Raw genomic sequence first — 14,708 nt, forward strand, 5'->3', positions numbered from 1 at the left:
CCGGGCCGACCCCTACCCGCTGTATGCCGAGTTGCGCAGGACGCCGGTGGCCCGGCAGGAGGACGGCAGCTACGTCATCAGCACCTATCGCGAGATCACGGACGTACTGAATGACCCGCATCTGAGTTCCGACCTGTGCAATCTGTCGCGTCCGCCGCCTGCACCCGAGGGAGTGGCCACGTCGTCGTTCATCCACATGGACGCGCCCGAGCACGATCGCCTGCGGCGTATGGCGATGCGTCACTTCGGCCCCCCGCACACCCCTGGGCTGGTGACCGGATTTGACGGCTTCCTGACCGCCACCGTCGGCAGCCTGATCGACGATTTGGCGGGCAAGGAGCAGATCGACGTCGTCGACGATTTCGCCTTCCCGCTCCCCGTAACCGTGACCTGTCACCTGCTCGGCGTGCCACGCGAGGACGAGCCGAGGTTCCACTTCTGGGTGCACGACATCATGAACTCGATCGACTACGACCCCGAGACCGACCCGAAGGAGAAACTGGAGAAGGGCGTACAGGCCCGCAAGGACTTGCTCCAATGCCTCGGCGAGTTGGTGGAGCGGAGTCACGGCCGGCCGGGAGACGGCCTGCTGTCACGGCTGGCCAACGACGACGGTCCCGAGGGTCGGATGGCCGACGCCGAAATCGTCGCCACCGCCAGACTGTTCCTCGTCGCCGGCCATGAGACCGTCGTCAACCTCATCACCAACGGCATGCTGACGCTGCTGCGCCACCCGCAGGTGCTGCAGCGACTGCGCGACGAACCGGATCTGGTCGTGCCGCTGGTCGAGGAACTGCTGCGCTACGAGCCCCCCGTGCAGATCATTCCCTGGCGGACGGCGTACAGCGACGTCACCGTCGCCGACACCGTCATCCCCAAGGGCTCGCAGATCATGCTCATGCTGGCCTCGGGCAGCCGCGACCCGAAGCGCTTCCACGACCCGGACCGCTTCGACCCGGACCGGCATGACAACCAGCACCTGGGGTTCGGCAGCGGCATCCACCTGTGCTTCGGCGGCCCGCTGGCCCGACGGGAAACCCAGATCGCGCTGACCGAGTTGGTGCGGCGTCTCGACCGACCCAGGCTGGTCGCCGACCCGCCGCCGTACCGGCCCAGCCCCGTTCTTCGGGGGCCGCTCCATCTGGACGTCGAGCAGGGTGACGGTTGACCGGCAGCCGAGGGCAGTTGCACGGTCGCGCCGCGGACGGCGGTGGCTGGTGAAAGCAGTGTCGGCCGTGGACGCGACGCTGGTGATCCTCACGGTATTCACCGCTGCTGCCTTGCACGTTCGCGTCGCGTGACGACCCCATGGCGGCACGGACGCCAAGGTGCGCCGACCCGGCTGGCGTCTCTGCCGGGCCCGAACAACGTGTCGGCCTCCGGAATGCGGCCGTTGCGGCGCCTCGCAGGTGACTACGGGGCGGGGGAGACAGGCGGAGCGGGTAGCGCCGGAGCGGGGCGTCGGACGGTCCTGGACGCCTGCCCAGTGGGGCCTGATGCTCTCCCGGGCAAACGTCCGAGGCGGGTCATGGCGCCGCCGCTCCGAGGTGGGGACCTCAAGCGCCGGCCGGGCCGCCTGTGCAGCCCGGTGCGATGAGCGAGTCGGTGAGACGGTCGGCGATCTCCTCCGTCAGGGGGGCGTGCCCGAGAAGGAAGCGGTACCAGAACACCCCGTATACCTGATCGACCATCAGGTCGAGGTCGCGCCCGGCGGGCAATTCACCGCGTTCCCGGCCGCGGGTGAGCACTTCTCGCAGCACGGCCCGTCGGGTGCCGGTGAACGCCTGCATCAACTCGGCGAGATGGGGGTCGCGGGCTGCTTCGCGTACGAGAGTGTGCAGGGCGGGGGCGGTAGACGGGTCCTGGGCGCCGACGAATGTCGCGGCGATGACGGCGCGGAGGTCGCCGTGGAGGCTGCCGGTGTCGGGTGACGGGGCCGCTTCTTCCGCGCGGTCGGTCAGCGCCTCCAGCAGGACGGCACCTTTCGAGGGCCACCAGCGGTAGATGGTCTGTTTTCCCACTCCCGCCTCACGCGCGATCGCCTCCACGGTGACGGGGCTGCCTTGCGCGGAAGCGAGCAGACGCAGCGCGCCGTCAAGGATCGCCTGACGGACGTGTTCGTTGCGGCGTCGACCGGTGTGGGGGCGGTGGTTGTCCATGACTCGATCCTTGGTACTCGGCGGCTGGCCCTCGTCTTGATCCTAAACCCTTGACGAGACCGGCAGTCTCGATAAGAATTTGTCGAGACCGATAGTCTCGTCAAAATCGACAGGTAAGGGCAAGCCATGCTTCAAAACGGCACGGGGGAACTGACCGGACAGCGCGTCGTCGTCATGGGCGGCAGCTCCGGCATCGGCGAGGAGACGGCAGCGCGGTTCGCCGCGGACGGTGCGGAGGTGATCGTCACCGGGCGCAGCCGGGAACGACTCGACCAGGCAGTCGAGCGCATCGGCGGCAAGACGACGGCGTACCGGATGGACGGCGCCGACCAGACGGACGTCGACGGTTTCTTCGCCGAATCGGGGCCGGTCGACCATCTGGTGCTGGCGCTCAGCAGCTCTGCGGGTAGTGGCCCTTTCGCTCAACTGGACTTGACGGACCTCGCGGCCGGTTTCGACGGCAAGTTCTGGCCGTACGTACGCATCCTGCAGGCCGCCCTGCCCCGGATGCGCCGGGAGGGTTCGGTGACCCTGGTCGGCGCGGCATCGGCACGTGCGGCGTTCCCCGGCACAGCGGGACTCGCCGCGATCAACGGTGCGCTGGAGGCGATGGTGCCGCCACTGGCCGTCGAGCTGGCCCCGCTGCGGGTCAACGCGGTCTCACCGGGCGTCATCGACACCCCGTGGTGGAACCGCGTTCCGGCCGATCAGCGCAAGGAGCTCTTCGACGGCCTGGCCGCCACGACGCCGACCGGCCGTGTCGGCCGGGCGGAGGACGTGGCGAGCGCCATCCGGATGCTCGCCGGGAACGGCTTCGTCACCGGCGTCGTGCTGGACTGCACCGGCGGTGCCAATCTTGCGACGGGCCGCTGAGGCGAAGCCTTCGGGAGACGCCTGGGCACTGGCTCTTGGTTCTCGGGCGTCGGCCTCACCGGTCGGCGCCTTGCCATGAGGCTGGTCGGTCGGCAGGCAGCCTCAGCTCGATCGCTGTTTGCGACGGCCTGCTGAGACTCCGCAACGATGAGGGCCTCATCCATCCCTCCCCTGTTGTCAGTCGAGGCCGGGGCGCCTCCCCCTTGGGTACGTCGCCAGTGATCCACGTAGCTCTCGGCAGGCCAACGGAGCGCATGGCCCCGGCGGGTCAGGAGCGGAGCCACAGCCGGACCGCAGCGAGGGTCACGGTCCCGTGAAACACGTGCGCCCGCTTATCGAAACGGGTGGCTACGCCCGGAAGACCTTAGGGCGTGTCCGGCGGATCACGGGACCCGGAACGCTCGCCGGTAGGCTCCCGGGGTCGTGCCTGTCTGGGCGCGGAAGCGGCGGCGCAGGTTGACCGCGGAGGTGAGGCCGACGCGGGCCGCGATCGCCTCGACCGGCAAGTCCGTCTCCTCCAGCAGGGTGCGTACTGCGGCCACCCGAAGGGAGAGCAACCATGCTCCCGGGCTCGTGTCGAGCTGTTCGGCGAAGCGTCGGGCCAGGGAGCCCCACACGCGTGCGCCCGCAGCAGCGCACGGCATCTGAGAGCGGCTCCTCCACCGGCAGCCGACCCGGGATGATCACGGTGTCCGCAGCCTCGAGCGCCGACAGGCCCTGCGAAACGGACATCGCCTACCCGCCCGTGGTCGGCACTGGGCCGGGCGTCTCCGTGCACGCCTCAAATTCGTAGTGCTGCGGCACTCCTGGCCGCTTCGTACCGAAGACCTCGACGGCGCAGCCGAGCTCGAACACCGACTGCACCGGCCGTACCAGGGCCACCACGCGATGCATGGCAGGAAAGTACCCCGCGATGTCATCGCAGACTCTGTCCCGCCGCGGCCCGCGCACGGCACTGTTGCAGGCATGCACCCCGAGATCCTTGCGCAGGAGGGCTACACCTCCGTCTCCGTCGACGAATCCCCGGTCCGTGAGCTGTTCCCCGGGATCAGGCTGCACCCTCTGTGGCGGGGACCGGCCGGCGCGCACGCCAACGTGCTGGAGATGGAGGCGGGTACCTCCTGGCCGCACCGAGACGTCCACGAGCCCGGCCCGGAGGAGGTCTACGTGGTTGCCGGCACCTTCAACGACGGAGCACGCGACTACCCTGCCGGCACGTTCCTGCACGCCCCGGCCGGGTCGTGGCACGTACCCTCGACCACCACCGGCTGCACGCTGTTCCTCTTCTACCCAGAAGGCTAACCGTCCGCCGGATCATGGGCGCAGCCAAAGTCGGATCGCGGTAACGGTGACGGTGCCGTGGAGCAGGATCGGGATGAGCTGCGGGGCGTCGCCCCACTGGCCGGGCGTGATCAGCAGGGCCAAGGGCGGCGTCCGCCGTCACCGGCGAGATGGATCTTGCTGGTCAGGCCGCCCCGGGAGCGTCCGAGTCCCTCGTCGGGGCGTTGCTGCCGGGGTGCGCCTTTTTTCCCGGCCACCCGCGGCGCTCTCCTGCGGGCTCCGGCGCCGTGCTGGTGAGCCCGGCAGGAGGTCGAATCGAGGCTCACCATCGACCAGTTGATCCGGCCTTCCGCGTCGGCGTCGGCCAGGACAGCCGCGAAGATCTCGTCCCACGCGCCGTCCGCCGACCAGCGTCTGTGCCGCTCGTACGTGGTCTTCCACGGACCGAAACGCGCTGGCAGATCCCGCCGTGGCACCCCGGTGCCATGGCGGGACAGGATCTCGTTGATGATTCTGCGGTGGCCGGCCCAACGGCCTCCCCGCCGACCGGACTTCGGCAGATGCGGCGGCTTCATCCGGACCCACTCCGCGGTCGTCATGGAGGCCGTCTTGTGGGTGGCGTAGTTGTCGAGGATCAGGTGCACTTCGAGGTCGGCCGGGGCCTCCTTGTCGACCTTGGCCAGGAACTTTTTGAACTCGACTGCCCGGTCACGGCGGTGAAGGGAGCCGCTGACCTTGCCGGTGGCCACCGCCAGGGCGGCGAACAGGGTTGTGGTGCCGGCCCGGACGTAGTCGTGACTGCGGCGTTCAGGCAGTCCCGGCATCATCGGCAACACCGGCTGGCACCGGCCCAGGGCCTGGGTCTGCGACTTCTCATCCACACACAGGACCAGAGCCTTCTCCGGCGGATCGAGAGAGATCCGACGACGTCACGGACCTTGTCGATGAAGAACGGATCGGATCGGTCGACAGCCGACGGCAAGAACACCGTTCGTCCTGAACCCGCGCGTCGGAACTTCACGCCGAGATTGCCCCTTGGGGCGCCCCTTTCCCTTCCGGTACACCGTGTGCCAGCACCAACTTGAGCAGGAGCACGACAGGAAGCCAGCTCAGACCGGCCGGGCCGGGAAGGAGCGGGGAGACCATCGCGCCGGCGACCACGACGGCCAGCGCAATCGGCCGCTGCAACCGCTCTGGTGCGGCTTCGACGGCGATGGCTCCGATGAGGGCCCAGCCCCACCACAGCACTCCCCACCACCAGGTGCCGCCCGGGAAGAGGATCCCGGCGAGGATCGGCTGGATGTGGAGGCCGGTAAATCCGATCGGATGGTGCATGAAGCGGACGCTCCTCCGCTCGGTCGGGGGCAGCGGCGAGTGGTAGAAACTCTTGGCGGAGTCGAGTCCGTTGGCCACGACGCCCCCCACCAGGTCCCAGACCAACGCCAGTCCGAGGGCCCACTGCCACCAGGACCAGCCCACGTGGCGCCCGGCCAGGACCAGTGCCAGTGCACCGAGCCCCGCCGTCGCGTGCGCCAGGAGCTTCTCGGTGGAGGTTGCACCGGTGCCGAACAGCCAGTCATGCCGGTTTGTGCCCATGGGTGCCTCCTTGCTGGCGTAACGCTGTTGGTGGTTAAGGGAGTTGAGCCGAGGTTTGATGAGGCGGGTCGCTCCGGAGGGGGCGCACTCCGGAGCCCGCGGCTCACCGCTCATCACACAGGTGTCGCGTCATTGGACAGCCCGCGGTCCGCGGCCGCGGAGCCGTCCGGCCGCGCATCCGGTACGAGCTGCCGGACGCTGAGGATGGTGAGCAGAGCGATGCCACCGGCGACCGTCGGCACCGCGCCGGGACCGGCCACCGAGAGGGCGAGCCCGCCCACCGCACCACCGATGGCTACGCCCAGGAACTGGGCGGAGAAGTGCAGGCCCAGGGCCTGGGACCGCTGCTGCGGCGCAAGGCCGGCGAGCCGCGTCTGCTGGCTGATGCCACCGGACCACCATGCCGCGCCGAGGGTGAACAGCAGCGGGAATGCAATGACCTTGGCAACGGCAGGTACGTGCATGAACGTTGTGAGGGTGAGGACCGCGAGGAGCAGGGCCATCACGAGCAGGGCGGTGCGCAGGACCGTCGCGATCGGATGTCTGGAGAGCGCGGAGCCGATCAGCCGTCCCGCGAGGAATCCGCCCGCGCCGAAGACGATCATCAGTGCGGCCACGCCCTCGCTGCCGAGCCCGGTTGCCTTGTGTACCACGGGCGATAGGTAGGTGTAGACGGTGTACGCGGCCAGGAAGAGGCCCAGCGTGGTCAGCAGCCCCCACCGGATCGGGGGCCGGCGCAGGAGGTTGAGCCGTCCGGCAGCCGAAGCCGTGGACGGGGGAACCTCGGGGAGCCAGGCCCACACGGCCGCCGCGGTGATCAGTGCGAGAAGGGTGACAAAGCCGAACGCCGCCCGCCAGCCGAACCCGGCGCCCACGATGGTGCCGATCGGAGCGCCGAGGGTGAGCGCAAGTGCGTTCCCCCCGGCCGTCACGGCGAACGCCCGTGGCAGGTCTTTTGGTGGACACAGGGCGGCGGCCGCCGCTGCCGCAGGAGCCGCGAAGAGCGCGGCCCCCATCGCGGCCAGTACGCGCGCGCCGGCCAGAGCGGCGATGTCGGGCGCGACCGCGGCGATCAGGTTGGCCGCGGCGAACCCCAACGCGGCGCCGATGAGCAGCCGTTTGGGCCGCACGTTCTGGAACAGCCCGATTAATGGCGGCCCGGCGAGTGCGTAGACCAGTGCGAATATGGTGACCATCTGCCCGCACACGGAGAGTGATGTATGCAGGTCGTGCGCCACATCAGGGAGTACGCCGGCGATCACGTACCCCTCGGTTCCCACTGTGAACGTACCGAGAGCCAGGAGGTAGATCCTTGAGTTCATGGTCCAACAGTACAAGAATCATTGAACCTTCGTAAGGGCAGCGCTTCGTCCGGACTAGCTCAACTCGTATATCCCGCGCGCTGTTGAAGGGGCTGTCCAGCCATCGACCATGGCGCCCGCCTTCCAGTGATGGGCTGCGACGGCAAAGGCGTCAATAATGGCGACCCGTACCCATCACCACACAACCTCGGTGCGAGGTTGAAGAAGGCCACCCACCATGCGAGACACCTTTCACGCCGAGCTGGCCAATGTCAGCCTTGCCGACGCGATGCACGGCCTGAGTGATCCGCTCAGACTCCGGATCGTCGAACTCCTCGCCCACCAGGGCGAGACGGAATGTTCCGACATCTACAACACCCTGGACATCAGCAAGTCGAACGCCTCCCACCACTTCCGCGTTCTGCGGGAGTGCGGGATCCTCCTCCGGCTGCAACGAGGTCAGAAACAGAGCGCCCGACTGCGCACCGACGAGTTCGAGGAACGATTCCCTGGACTGCTGCGCGCAGTGCTGGACAACATCGACTCCGCCTGAACAACCCGCCGTCCCCTCCCGGAACACCCTCCGCACCAGGCACGTTGTCAGTGGGGATCGTGAGGGGCGGCCGGCATGACGTTGTTCGGTGACGCCAAAGGGGTCGGGCGGTACGCCCGAGCTGCTTGCCCCACGAGGAGGCCGGTCCTTCTGTAAGCCCAGACAGTCCCAAGAACTACCAGGAAATCTCTGAGAAGCCATCCGCTTTCCGAACGTGATCGTTTGGTCCTGGCCGGATGGTGATGAACTCCGGGCGGTGGGAGAGGCAGCGCGGTTCATCCGCTCGCGTCGCTCGTGGAGGTGGGCGGTTCCGCCGGTGCTCGGTCTCTGGAGGCCGTGGCGGGATCCGCGGGCAATGAGGACTGAACAAGCGGATCGGCCCGTCGCCCTGGTCAGCGGGTCCTCGTCGGGGATCGGGCAGGCCGTCGCGCGGAGGCTGGCTGCGGACGGGATGCGGGCCGTCGTGCACTCACGGCGCAGGGCGGAGGCCGGGGAGGCGCTGGCGGCGGAGCTCGGTGGGGTGTAGCTGGACGGCGGTGCAGTTGGGTCGATGGTGCCGATGCCGGCGGTGGGGAGACGGGAGTTGGTTACGATCCGGTCGAGGATGTGGTCGCCGCAGGCAAGCCGTTCATCTTCCGGCAGCTCCCGCGCAAGGTGCATACCGTTGCGGTGCGGGCGTCACTTCAGCGGTGATTGGGCGCCGGGGACGGGGTGCCCGCGCCCCGTCGCCCGACATCGGCCAGGCAGTAGGGGCACCGGCCCCCGTGCTGGGACATCCCGTATTGACCGACGGGATGTCCCACGCGTGGGCTGTCCTGCTGGGTCAGCGGTCGTCGTGCAGTTCCTGGTGCATCTGGGGCTGGTCGTCCTCGTTGTGGGTGAGGGCGTAGTTTTCGACTTCGTTGAACGCCTTGGAGGCGACGCCGAGGATGTCCTTGTAGGGATTGACGCCGACGGTCTTCTTGGCGGTCTCGCCGAACAGTCCGCCGGCCGTGTTGCTGATGAGGCCGTGGCCGACAGCGGCGGGTTCGGCCACGAGGTCGATGGGGCTCTTCGGGATGCCGGCCATGTCGGCGTACTTGTCGGTGAGCGCCACGCGGGTCAAGGCAATGTAGGCGTCACTGGCTCCGGGCCCGACAAGGTCCCGGTAGAATTTGATGGCCTGCGCGGTCATGAACACACCGTCGTCGGTCTTCTTCCACTCCTCGTCCCGCACCTGGTTCCACAGGCGCTCGACCTCATCCGCATTCTTGGGCAGGAGCCACTTCTCCGGGGTGCCGAGGTAGTGGTTGACGTAGTGCCAGGCGCCCACGAAGCCGTTCGCGTCGTCCTTGGAGACGTGCAGGCCCAGGTTTGCCATGCCCTGAAGGATCTGGGTGCTGAAGACGCAGGTGGCACCGGTGGTGTACTTCTGGGAGACCGGTTCACCCCACTTGCCGTAGTCCCACTCGCCGCTCTTCTTGTGCAGCTGCCGCACCGAGGCGTGGACCATGCGGACCTTGGTCACGGTGGCGGCAAGACTGCCGTCGCGCATGGCGTTCTCGTTGCCCATGCCGAGGAACAGACGCGAGGACTGCGAAAGCCGCCGGCCCGGTCCCTTCACGCCTCCGAGTCGGCCCGTGGAGCGCAGGGTGAAGGCGCCGGTGGGCGAGAGATAGGTCCCAATGAGGCCGACGGTGCCCTGGAGCATGGACGCTTCCCCGTGATGGTGACGGAAGAAGCTCTCCGCCGCCTTGACGTCCGCCTCGCTCCAGCCCGGCGGCGGTGCCTGCGCCTCCCGAAGGAACTGGGCGAGGCGCTCGGGCAGTTGGGAGAGGTCTTGGCCGGGGCCCAGCTTGTTGATGGTGCGGAACAGGTGGTTGACCCCGTCGACCTCCCGGTTGTCGATCAGATCGGACACCAGGGTGTCGGCGGCCGGGTCACCGACCTTGTTCGCGGCCTCCAGCTCGGCCGCAATGTTCGCCGTCGTCAATGCCACAGCACAGCTCCGTCCTCGTCGATGAATAGAGGCGACCTTCATGGCCTGGCCCCGGTAAGGGCGGCGGTCAGCGTGTCGCAGCACAGCGCACCCCCGGCAGCGTCGGAACAACACAGGTCATGCCACGCGAAGGCAAGGTCACCGGCGGGGATCTTGCCCGAGCCGACTCCAGCCCACGTTGCCCCATACGAGGGGCGTGGCGGTACGCCGGGCGCACTCAGGGGGCGCACACCGGAACCACCCAGCAAGGTGCCATGGGCAGGGCTGCCGGAAAGTTCGGAAGTACGGGGCGTTCGCCGGGATTTCCGCGATCTCCGGAAGGGGGACGCCGCGCCGCTCCAGTAGGCGTTGCAGCTTTTTGAATCGAGGCCTGGGGGTGAACCGCCCGTACTTGGCGCGGAGCGTCTCGTTGACGAGGGCGCGGTCCCGGTGCGCGAGCCTGTGCACTTGCAGGGTGAAGTGGTGGCCCGACCAGGGGTGGTCGGCGCACGCGCGGTCCCAGTGGAACCCGGCGAGGCCGTAGTCACGGCACATGCTGCGGTTGCCGAAGGTGTTCTCACCGAAGTCCGGCCCCAGGACCCCGGTGACTCGGTCGGGGGAGTCCGCGGGGCCCACGCCGAGCAAGGTGCCGGTAGTGACGACGGCCTCGAACGCTACGTTGCCCGAGAGGTCTTCAACCTGGTCAGGCCCTCACCATCATGACCTCCGTCACAGGGGCAGCTGTTGTGTCTCTGTGACTCTCCCTGCGCGCCAAGGGACAGGTGGTTACCATCGGCATTCCTGGTGGGTTCGCGCGGCCGGCGGTACGGCCGAGGGAGGGGTACGCGAGCGTGCAGGTCGACATCTTCGTCGAGCCGGCAGCCGAGGGGGACAGCGACGACCGAGCGCTGACGTCCTTGTACCGCTGGCTGGCCCGAGACCCGGATACGGCGGGGCACACCACGATCTCCTTGGCGCCCGGAGCGCCTGGGGCCGGCGACATGGGCGGCGCCTTCGAGGTGATCAACGCCGTCGTCGCCAATGCCATCGCCCTCGGCGGGCTGGCCGTGGCGTGCGCCACCTGGCGTGACGCGCGGCCCGGGGCCCCGGTCGTGCGGATCGAACGCGACGGGGTGACGGTCACCGTGGAGGACGGCTCACCGGAGACGGTGAGCCGCATCGTGGCCGCCCTGGGGCAGACCCCGCCCGGGTCGCGATCACCGCAATTGGCGCAGGGCGGAGCGGGAGGCCCCGACGGCGGGGGAGACGCACCGGACGGTGCGGCCCGGGGCGTCGGACCGAACAGGCCGTCGCCATGACCGGCCTCCCCGATCCTGGCGCCTCGTACGCGCTCCTCATCGGTGTCCATGACTACGAGCATCTGGAGGACTTACCGGCAGTCTCCCGCAATCTGTCCGGGCTGGCGCAGGCGTTCACCGACCCGGCCTTGTGGGGGCTGCCGGAGACGCACTGTGTCGCGCTGTCCCAGCCGCGTAACGCCCAGGAGGTGCTCGACACCCTCAGCGGCCTCGCCCGGCGGGCGACCGACACCCTGGTCGTGTACTACGCCGGTCACGGGCTCACCGACCCGCACAGCGATGAGCTGTACCTGGCACTGCCCGGCTCCGACCACGAGCGCCTCTACAGCGCGCTGCCCTACGAGTGGGTGCGGCGGGCGATCCTGGATCCGCGAGTCGGCGCCCGGCACAAGGTGGTGATCCTGGACTGCTGCTACAGCGGGCGGGCCCTGTTGGGCGGGATGAGCGCCACGGGTCAGGTCGCCGACCAGGCGCTGATCGACGGTACGTCTTTGATGGCGGCCTCCGCCGAGACACGCCGGGCGCTGTCCCCACCCGGTGAGGAATTCACCGCGTTCACCGGGGAGTTGGTCACCACCCTGACCGACGGGATCACCGGTGGCCCGCCGTTGCTGGACATGCACACGCTCTACCGCCATCTGCACGTCCAACTGGCCGCCAAATCGCGTCCCCTGCCCCAGCAGCGCAACCGGAACACCGGCGGCCATATCGCGCTGGCCCGCAACCGCGCCCACCTCCCCGCCCGCCCCGTGCTGCCGCCCGAGCCGGTCGAGTCGCCTCCACCACCGAGGCCGTACCGCTCACCTCAGTCGTCCGAGGTCATCCCACCAACGCCACCGCCTCGGCGATCCGCCGTGACCGCACCGCCGCCACCGCCGTCTCCGTCCGTCCGCCCACCCGACACCGAGACGCCGGACGGTGCGTGGCCGTCCGATGCTCCGGCCCCGGTTGCCGCGGCCGACGCCCCTCGCGACCGGATCCGGCGCCCCGGCCGATGGGGCCCCGCACGGACCAGGATCGTTGCGGCCACGGTGGCGGCGGTTCTGGTCAGCGGCGGAGTCACCGCCTCGATCATGCTGCTGAACGGACCGCCCGGCGGTTCCGACCGTGACGCCAAGAAACCCGCGGGTAAGAATTCCGGCTCTCCGGGCACCGCCGCCAAAGCCGCATTCAACATTGCCTCGCAACGAATCCTCAGACCATCGACCGTCGGCGGCGGCACGCTGAAATTCGTCGCCGCCAACGACGTCGATTCCTGGGATCCGCAGCGAACGTATAACGGCCAGGTGTGGAACTTCTCCCGGTACTACACCCGTCAACTGGTCACCTACGCCACCAAACCGGGTGTCGAGGGCGCAGGACTGACGCCGGATCTCGCCACTTCCCGGGCGGAGATCACCAATCACGGGAAGACCTACACCTATACGCTGCGGAAAGGTGTCACCTGGCAGGACGGGACACCCGTGACCTCCGCCGACATCAAGTACGGAATCGAGCGGCTCTGGGCGCAGGACGTCATTTCCGGCGGGCCGACGTACCTCCGAGAAGCTCTTGATCCGCACGGCAAATACCGCGGCCCGTATGACGACACGTCGAAGCGGGGCCTGGCGGCGATCGTGACGCCCGACGAACACACCATCGTCTTCCACCTGCCCAAAGCCCGCAATGATTTCGAGCAGCTGCTGGCGATGCCCGCCGCCTCCCCCGTGCCGCAGAAGCACGACACCAAGGAGAAGTACGGTAACGCGCCGTTCTCCAACGGGTCGTACGTCTTCAAGTCGTACCAGCCGGGCCGGTCACTGGTCCTGGAACGCAACCACAACTGGAAGGCCTCATCCGATCCGGTCCGTAAGGCCCTGCCGGACGAGATCCGGGTCACCATCGTGGACCCGGGCGCCGTGGACAGCAAGCTGCTCCACGGCGACTATGACCTGGCACTGGACCCGGGCCTTGGTGACGCCGCCCGGGCCCTGGTGGGATCGAGTCCGGAGCGTGCCAAGAACATGGACAACCCGCAGACTTCCGAAACCAAGTACGTGGCGTTTCCGCAGGGCGTCAAGCCGATGGGCAATCTTCACTGCCGTAAGGCGGTCATCTATGCGGCCGACCACGCGTCGCTGCAAACCGCGTTCGGCGGACCGACAGTGGGCGCCATCGCGCCGAGCCTCCTCCCTCCGGGAATCAGGGGCGCCGACTCGACCTACGACCCGTATGGCGTGCTCAAGGGCAGCGGACAGCCGAATGTCGCCAAGGTGAAGGACGAGCTGAAACGGTGTGGTGAGCCCAACGGCTTTGCGACCACAATCGCGGCTCGCAGCGGCGATTCGAAGGAGCAGGCGGTCGCCGAAGTATTGGCGAATTCCCTGAAAAAGGTGGGCATCACCGCACGGATCGAGCAGTCCGACCAGAGCGATTTCCTTGACACGATCGGTACGCCCGCGGAGGTGAAAAAGAAGGGCTACGGCATCGTCCCCGGGAGCTGGCTTGCCGACTACCCGAACGGACAGGGTTTCTTGCAACCGCTCGTCGACGGCCGGGCCATCAGGCAGAGCGGAAACACCAACCTCGCCGAAATCAATTCCGCCGATATCAACAAGCTCCTCGACGAGGCCGCCGCCACGACGAGCCCGGACGAGGCCGACGATCTCACCCAGAAGATCAACCACAAGGTCTCGGAAGGGGCTTACTACCTCCCGATCATCCACCGAAAATACCTCAGCTGGCGAAGCCCGCGCCTGACCAACGTCTATGTCTCCGGCGCCTACGGCAGCTACGACTACGTGTCGTTGGGTGTGCAGGGCACCTGAGGGCGCCGGACCCGGTGCGGGGCAGGCGGGGGCGCGTAGTACGCGGCTCCGGGCGACCGTCGCCCCCGAAATCCGACATCACCCGGGCCGGGCACGGGTTGTGCAGGCACATCGGCCGCGCAGCACCCTTGTCCGGGTCAGTTTTCGCCGCATTCAGCGAGGGTGTGGGCGACAAGGGCGTTGGCGTGCCCGTGGCCGAGTCCGTGCTCGGATTTGAGCCAAGCGACGAGTTCCCTGTGCTTGGTCAGGGGCGAGGTGCGGATCAGGTCTTTCCACTGCTCGATCGGGCGGCCATATTTCTCTTCGATCGACGGGAAGTAGCTGGCGGAGCCTTTCACCGGTGCGGTCATGACGCGGTGTCCTCAGCCGTCAGGGCCAGTCATTGCCGCGCGCCGGCCATGTCGCCGTCCTGGTAGAGCTGGGCGGCGAGCAACTGGCGGGCGGGGGAGTACTGCCGCTCGGCCGCCTGCACGAGCCAGTGGCGGGCGTCGGCGACCTGGCCTTCGGCGTGCAGGAGTTGGGCGTATGAGGTCATGGCGGGCTGCCCGCCGTACTCCACCGCGCGGCGGACCCAGTCCAGGCCTTCTTCCCGCTCGCCCAGTGAGTGGAGCAACTCCCCGAGCCCGGTCATGGCGAAGACCTCGCCGGCCTCGGCGGCGCGGCGATACCAATGGTGCGCGCCGTCGAGGTCGCCCTGGTCCGCCTCGTCCTGCCAGGCGGCGCGGGCCACGTCCGGGTAGCCCGCATGCTCGGTGTTGAAGCCGATCTGCCGGCGTGCCCCGGGAGCGGCCGCGGCGACCATCACCGGCCGGACCTCCGACGGATGGTGAGCCAGTTGATGTCCAGGGGGCCGGCGAGGACA

General features: G+C 68.5%; 13 protein-coding genes and 5 pseudogenes. 7 read left to right on the forward strand and 11 right to left on the reverse strand.

The window, feature by feature from the left end; translation table 11 throughout:
- Window positions 1–46: 46 nt before the first annotated feature.
- Complete coding sequence (locus AC5677_RS37615) at window positions 47–1,168, forward strand: cytochrome P450 (protein WP_497196903.1); 1,122 nt, start codon at window positions 47–49, stop codon at window positions 1,166–1,168.
- A 388-nt stretch (window positions 1,169–1,556) separates the two neighbouring features.
- Here the strand turns inward: AC5677_RS37615 and AC5677_RS37620 are convergent, their stop codons facing one another.
- A complete protein-coding gene (locus tag AC5677_RS37620) occupies window positions 1,557–2,159 on the reverse strand; it encodes a TetR/AcrR family transcriptional regulator (RefSeq protein WP_497192373.1) in 603 nt (200 codons plus the stop codon).
- A gap of 126 nt (window positions 2,160–2,285) precedes the next feature.
- On the opposite strand from AC5677_RS37620, the gene AC5677_RS37625 reads away from it, so the two are divergent.
- Entirely contained in the window at window positions 2,286–3,032 is a 747-nt protein-coding gene (locus AC5677_RS37625; protein WP_497192374.1) for an SDR family oxidoreductase, read from the forward strand.
- Between the two features lie 268 nt (window positions 3,033–3,300).
- On the opposite strand, the pseudogene AC5677_RS37630 reads toward AC5677_RS37625, so the two are convergent.
- Together AC5677_RS37630 and AC5677_RS37635 are read right to left on the reverse strand one after the other, a co-directional pair.
- Window positions 3,301–3,384, reverse strand: a pseudogene (locus AC5677_RS37630) (IS5/IS1182 family transposase); the annotation flags it as partial.
- Between the two features lie 31 nt (window positions 3,385–3,415).
- Window positions 3,416–3,926 (reverse strand): annotated as a pseudogene (locus AC5677_RS37635) (helix-turn-helix domain-containing protein).
- Window positions 3,927–3,998: 72 nt separating this feature from the next.
- Here AC5677_RS37635 and AC5677_RS37640 point away from each other — a divergent pair.
- Window positions 3,999–4,334 carry a cupin domain-containing protein gene (locus AC5677_RS37640; RefSeq protein WP_497192375.1) on the forward strand — a complete coding sequence of 112 codons (336 nt, stop codon included), beginning with the start codon at window positions 3,999–4,001 and terminating at the stop codon, window positions 4,332–4,334.
- A gap of 63 nt (window positions 4,335–4,397) precedes the next feature.
- Here the strand turns inward: AC5677_RS37640 and AC5677_RS37645 are convergent.
- The 4 genes and pseudogenes from AC5677_RS37645 to AC5677_RS37660 all read right to left on the reverse strand — a co-directional run.
- Window positions 4,398–4,912, reverse strand: a pseudogene (locus AC5677_RS37645) (IS5 family transposase); the annotation flags it as partial.
- Window positions 4,910–5,274 (reverse strand): annotated as a pseudogene (locus tag AC5677_RS37650) (transposase); the annotation flags it as partial. The pseudogenes AC5677_RS37650 and AC5677_RS37645, both read right to left, overlap by 3 nt.
- A gap of 56 nt (window positions 5,275–5,330) precedes the next feature.
- Window positions 5,331–5,909 carry a hypothetical protein gene (locus AC5677_RS37655; RefSeq protein WP_497192376.1) on the reverse strand — a complete coding sequence of 193 codons (579 nt, stop codon included), beginning with the start codon at window positions 5,907–5,909 and terminating at the stop codon, window positions 5,331–5,333.
- A gap of 113 nt (window positions 5,910–6,022) precedes the next feature.
- Entirely contained in the window at window positions 6,023–7,231 is a 1,209-nt protein-coding gene (locus AC5677_RS37660) for an MFS transporter (protein WP_497192377.1), read from the reverse strand.
- 217 nt (window positions 7,232–7,448) lie between these two features.
- Here AC5677_RS37660 and AC5677_RS37665 point away from each other — a divergent pair, with 217 nt between their 5' ends.
- Together AC5677_RS37665 and AC5677_RS37670 are read left to right on the forward strand one after the other, a co-directional pair.
- On the forward strand, window positions 7,449–7,763 hold the full coding sequence (locus AC5677_RS37665) for an ArsR/SmtB family transcription factor (RefSeq protein ID WP_497192378.1): 315 nt from the start codon (window positions 7,449–7,451) through the stop codon (window positions 7,761–7,763).
- A gap of 355 nt (window positions 7,764–8,118) precedes the next feature.
- A pseudogene (locus tag AC5677_RS37670) lies at window positions 8,119–8,283 on the forward strand (SDR family NAD(P)-dependent oxidoreductase); the annotation flags it as partial.
- A gap of 303 nt (window positions 8,284–8,586) precedes the next feature.
- On the opposite strand, the gene AC5677_RS37675 reads toward AC5677_RS37670, so the two are convergent.
- The gene (locus AC5677_RS37675) at window positions 8,587–9,741 is read right to left on the reverse strand and encodes an oxygenase MpaB family protein (protein ID WP_497192379.1); all 1,155 of its coding nucleotides are present in this window, start codon (window positions 9,739–9,741) and stop codon (window positions 8,587–8,589) included.
- 138 nt (window positions 9,742–9,879) lie between these two features.
- On the reverse strand, window positions 9,880–10,356 hold the full coding sequence (locus AC5677_RS37680) for a hypothetical protein (RefSeq protein ID WP_497192380.1): 477 nt from the start codon (window positions 10,354–10,356) through the stop codon (window positions 9,880–9,882).
- 215 nt (window positions 10,357–10,571) lie between these two features.
- On the opposite strand from AC5677_RS37680, the gene AC5677_RS37685 reads away from it, so the two are divergent.
- Complete coding sequence (locus AC5677_RS37685) at window positions 10,572–11,039, forward strand: effector-associated constant component EACC1 (protein WP_497192381.1); 468 nt, start codon at window positions 10,572–10,574, stop codon at window positions 11,037–11,039.
- Window positions 11,036–13,846, forward strand: a complete 2,811-nt coding sequence (locus tag AC5677_RS37690) for a caspase, EACC1-associated type (protein WP_497192382.1) — start codon at window positions 11,036–11,038, stop codon at window positions 13,844–13,846. The genes AC5677_RS37685 and AC5677_RS37690 overlap by 4 nt, the downstream gene beginning before the upstream one ends.
- 137 nt (window positions 13,847–13,983) lie before the next feature.
- Here AC5677_RS37690 and AC5677_RS37695 read toward each other — a convergent pair whose 3' ends face one another.
- Together AC5677_RS37695 and AC5677_RS37700 are read right to left on the reverse strand one after the other, a co-directional pair.
- The gene (locus tag AC5677_RS37695; RefSeq protein WP_497192383.1) at window positions 13,984–14,196 is read right to left on the reverse strand and encodes a DUF4287 domain-containing protein; all 213 of its coding nucleotides are present in this window, start codon (window positions 14,194–14,196) and stop codon (window positions 13,984–13,986) included.
- Between the two features lie 29 nt (window positions 14,197–14,225).
- Complete coding sequence (locus AC5677_RS37700) at window positions 14,226–14,651, reverse strand: tetratricopeptide repeat protein (protein ID WP_497192384.1); 426 nt, start codon at window positions 14,649–14,651, stop codon at window positions 14,226–14,228.
- Between the last annotated feature and the right edge of the window lie 57 nt (window positions 14,652–14,708).

The organism is Streptomyces sp. JLSY215, assembly GCF_059682825.1.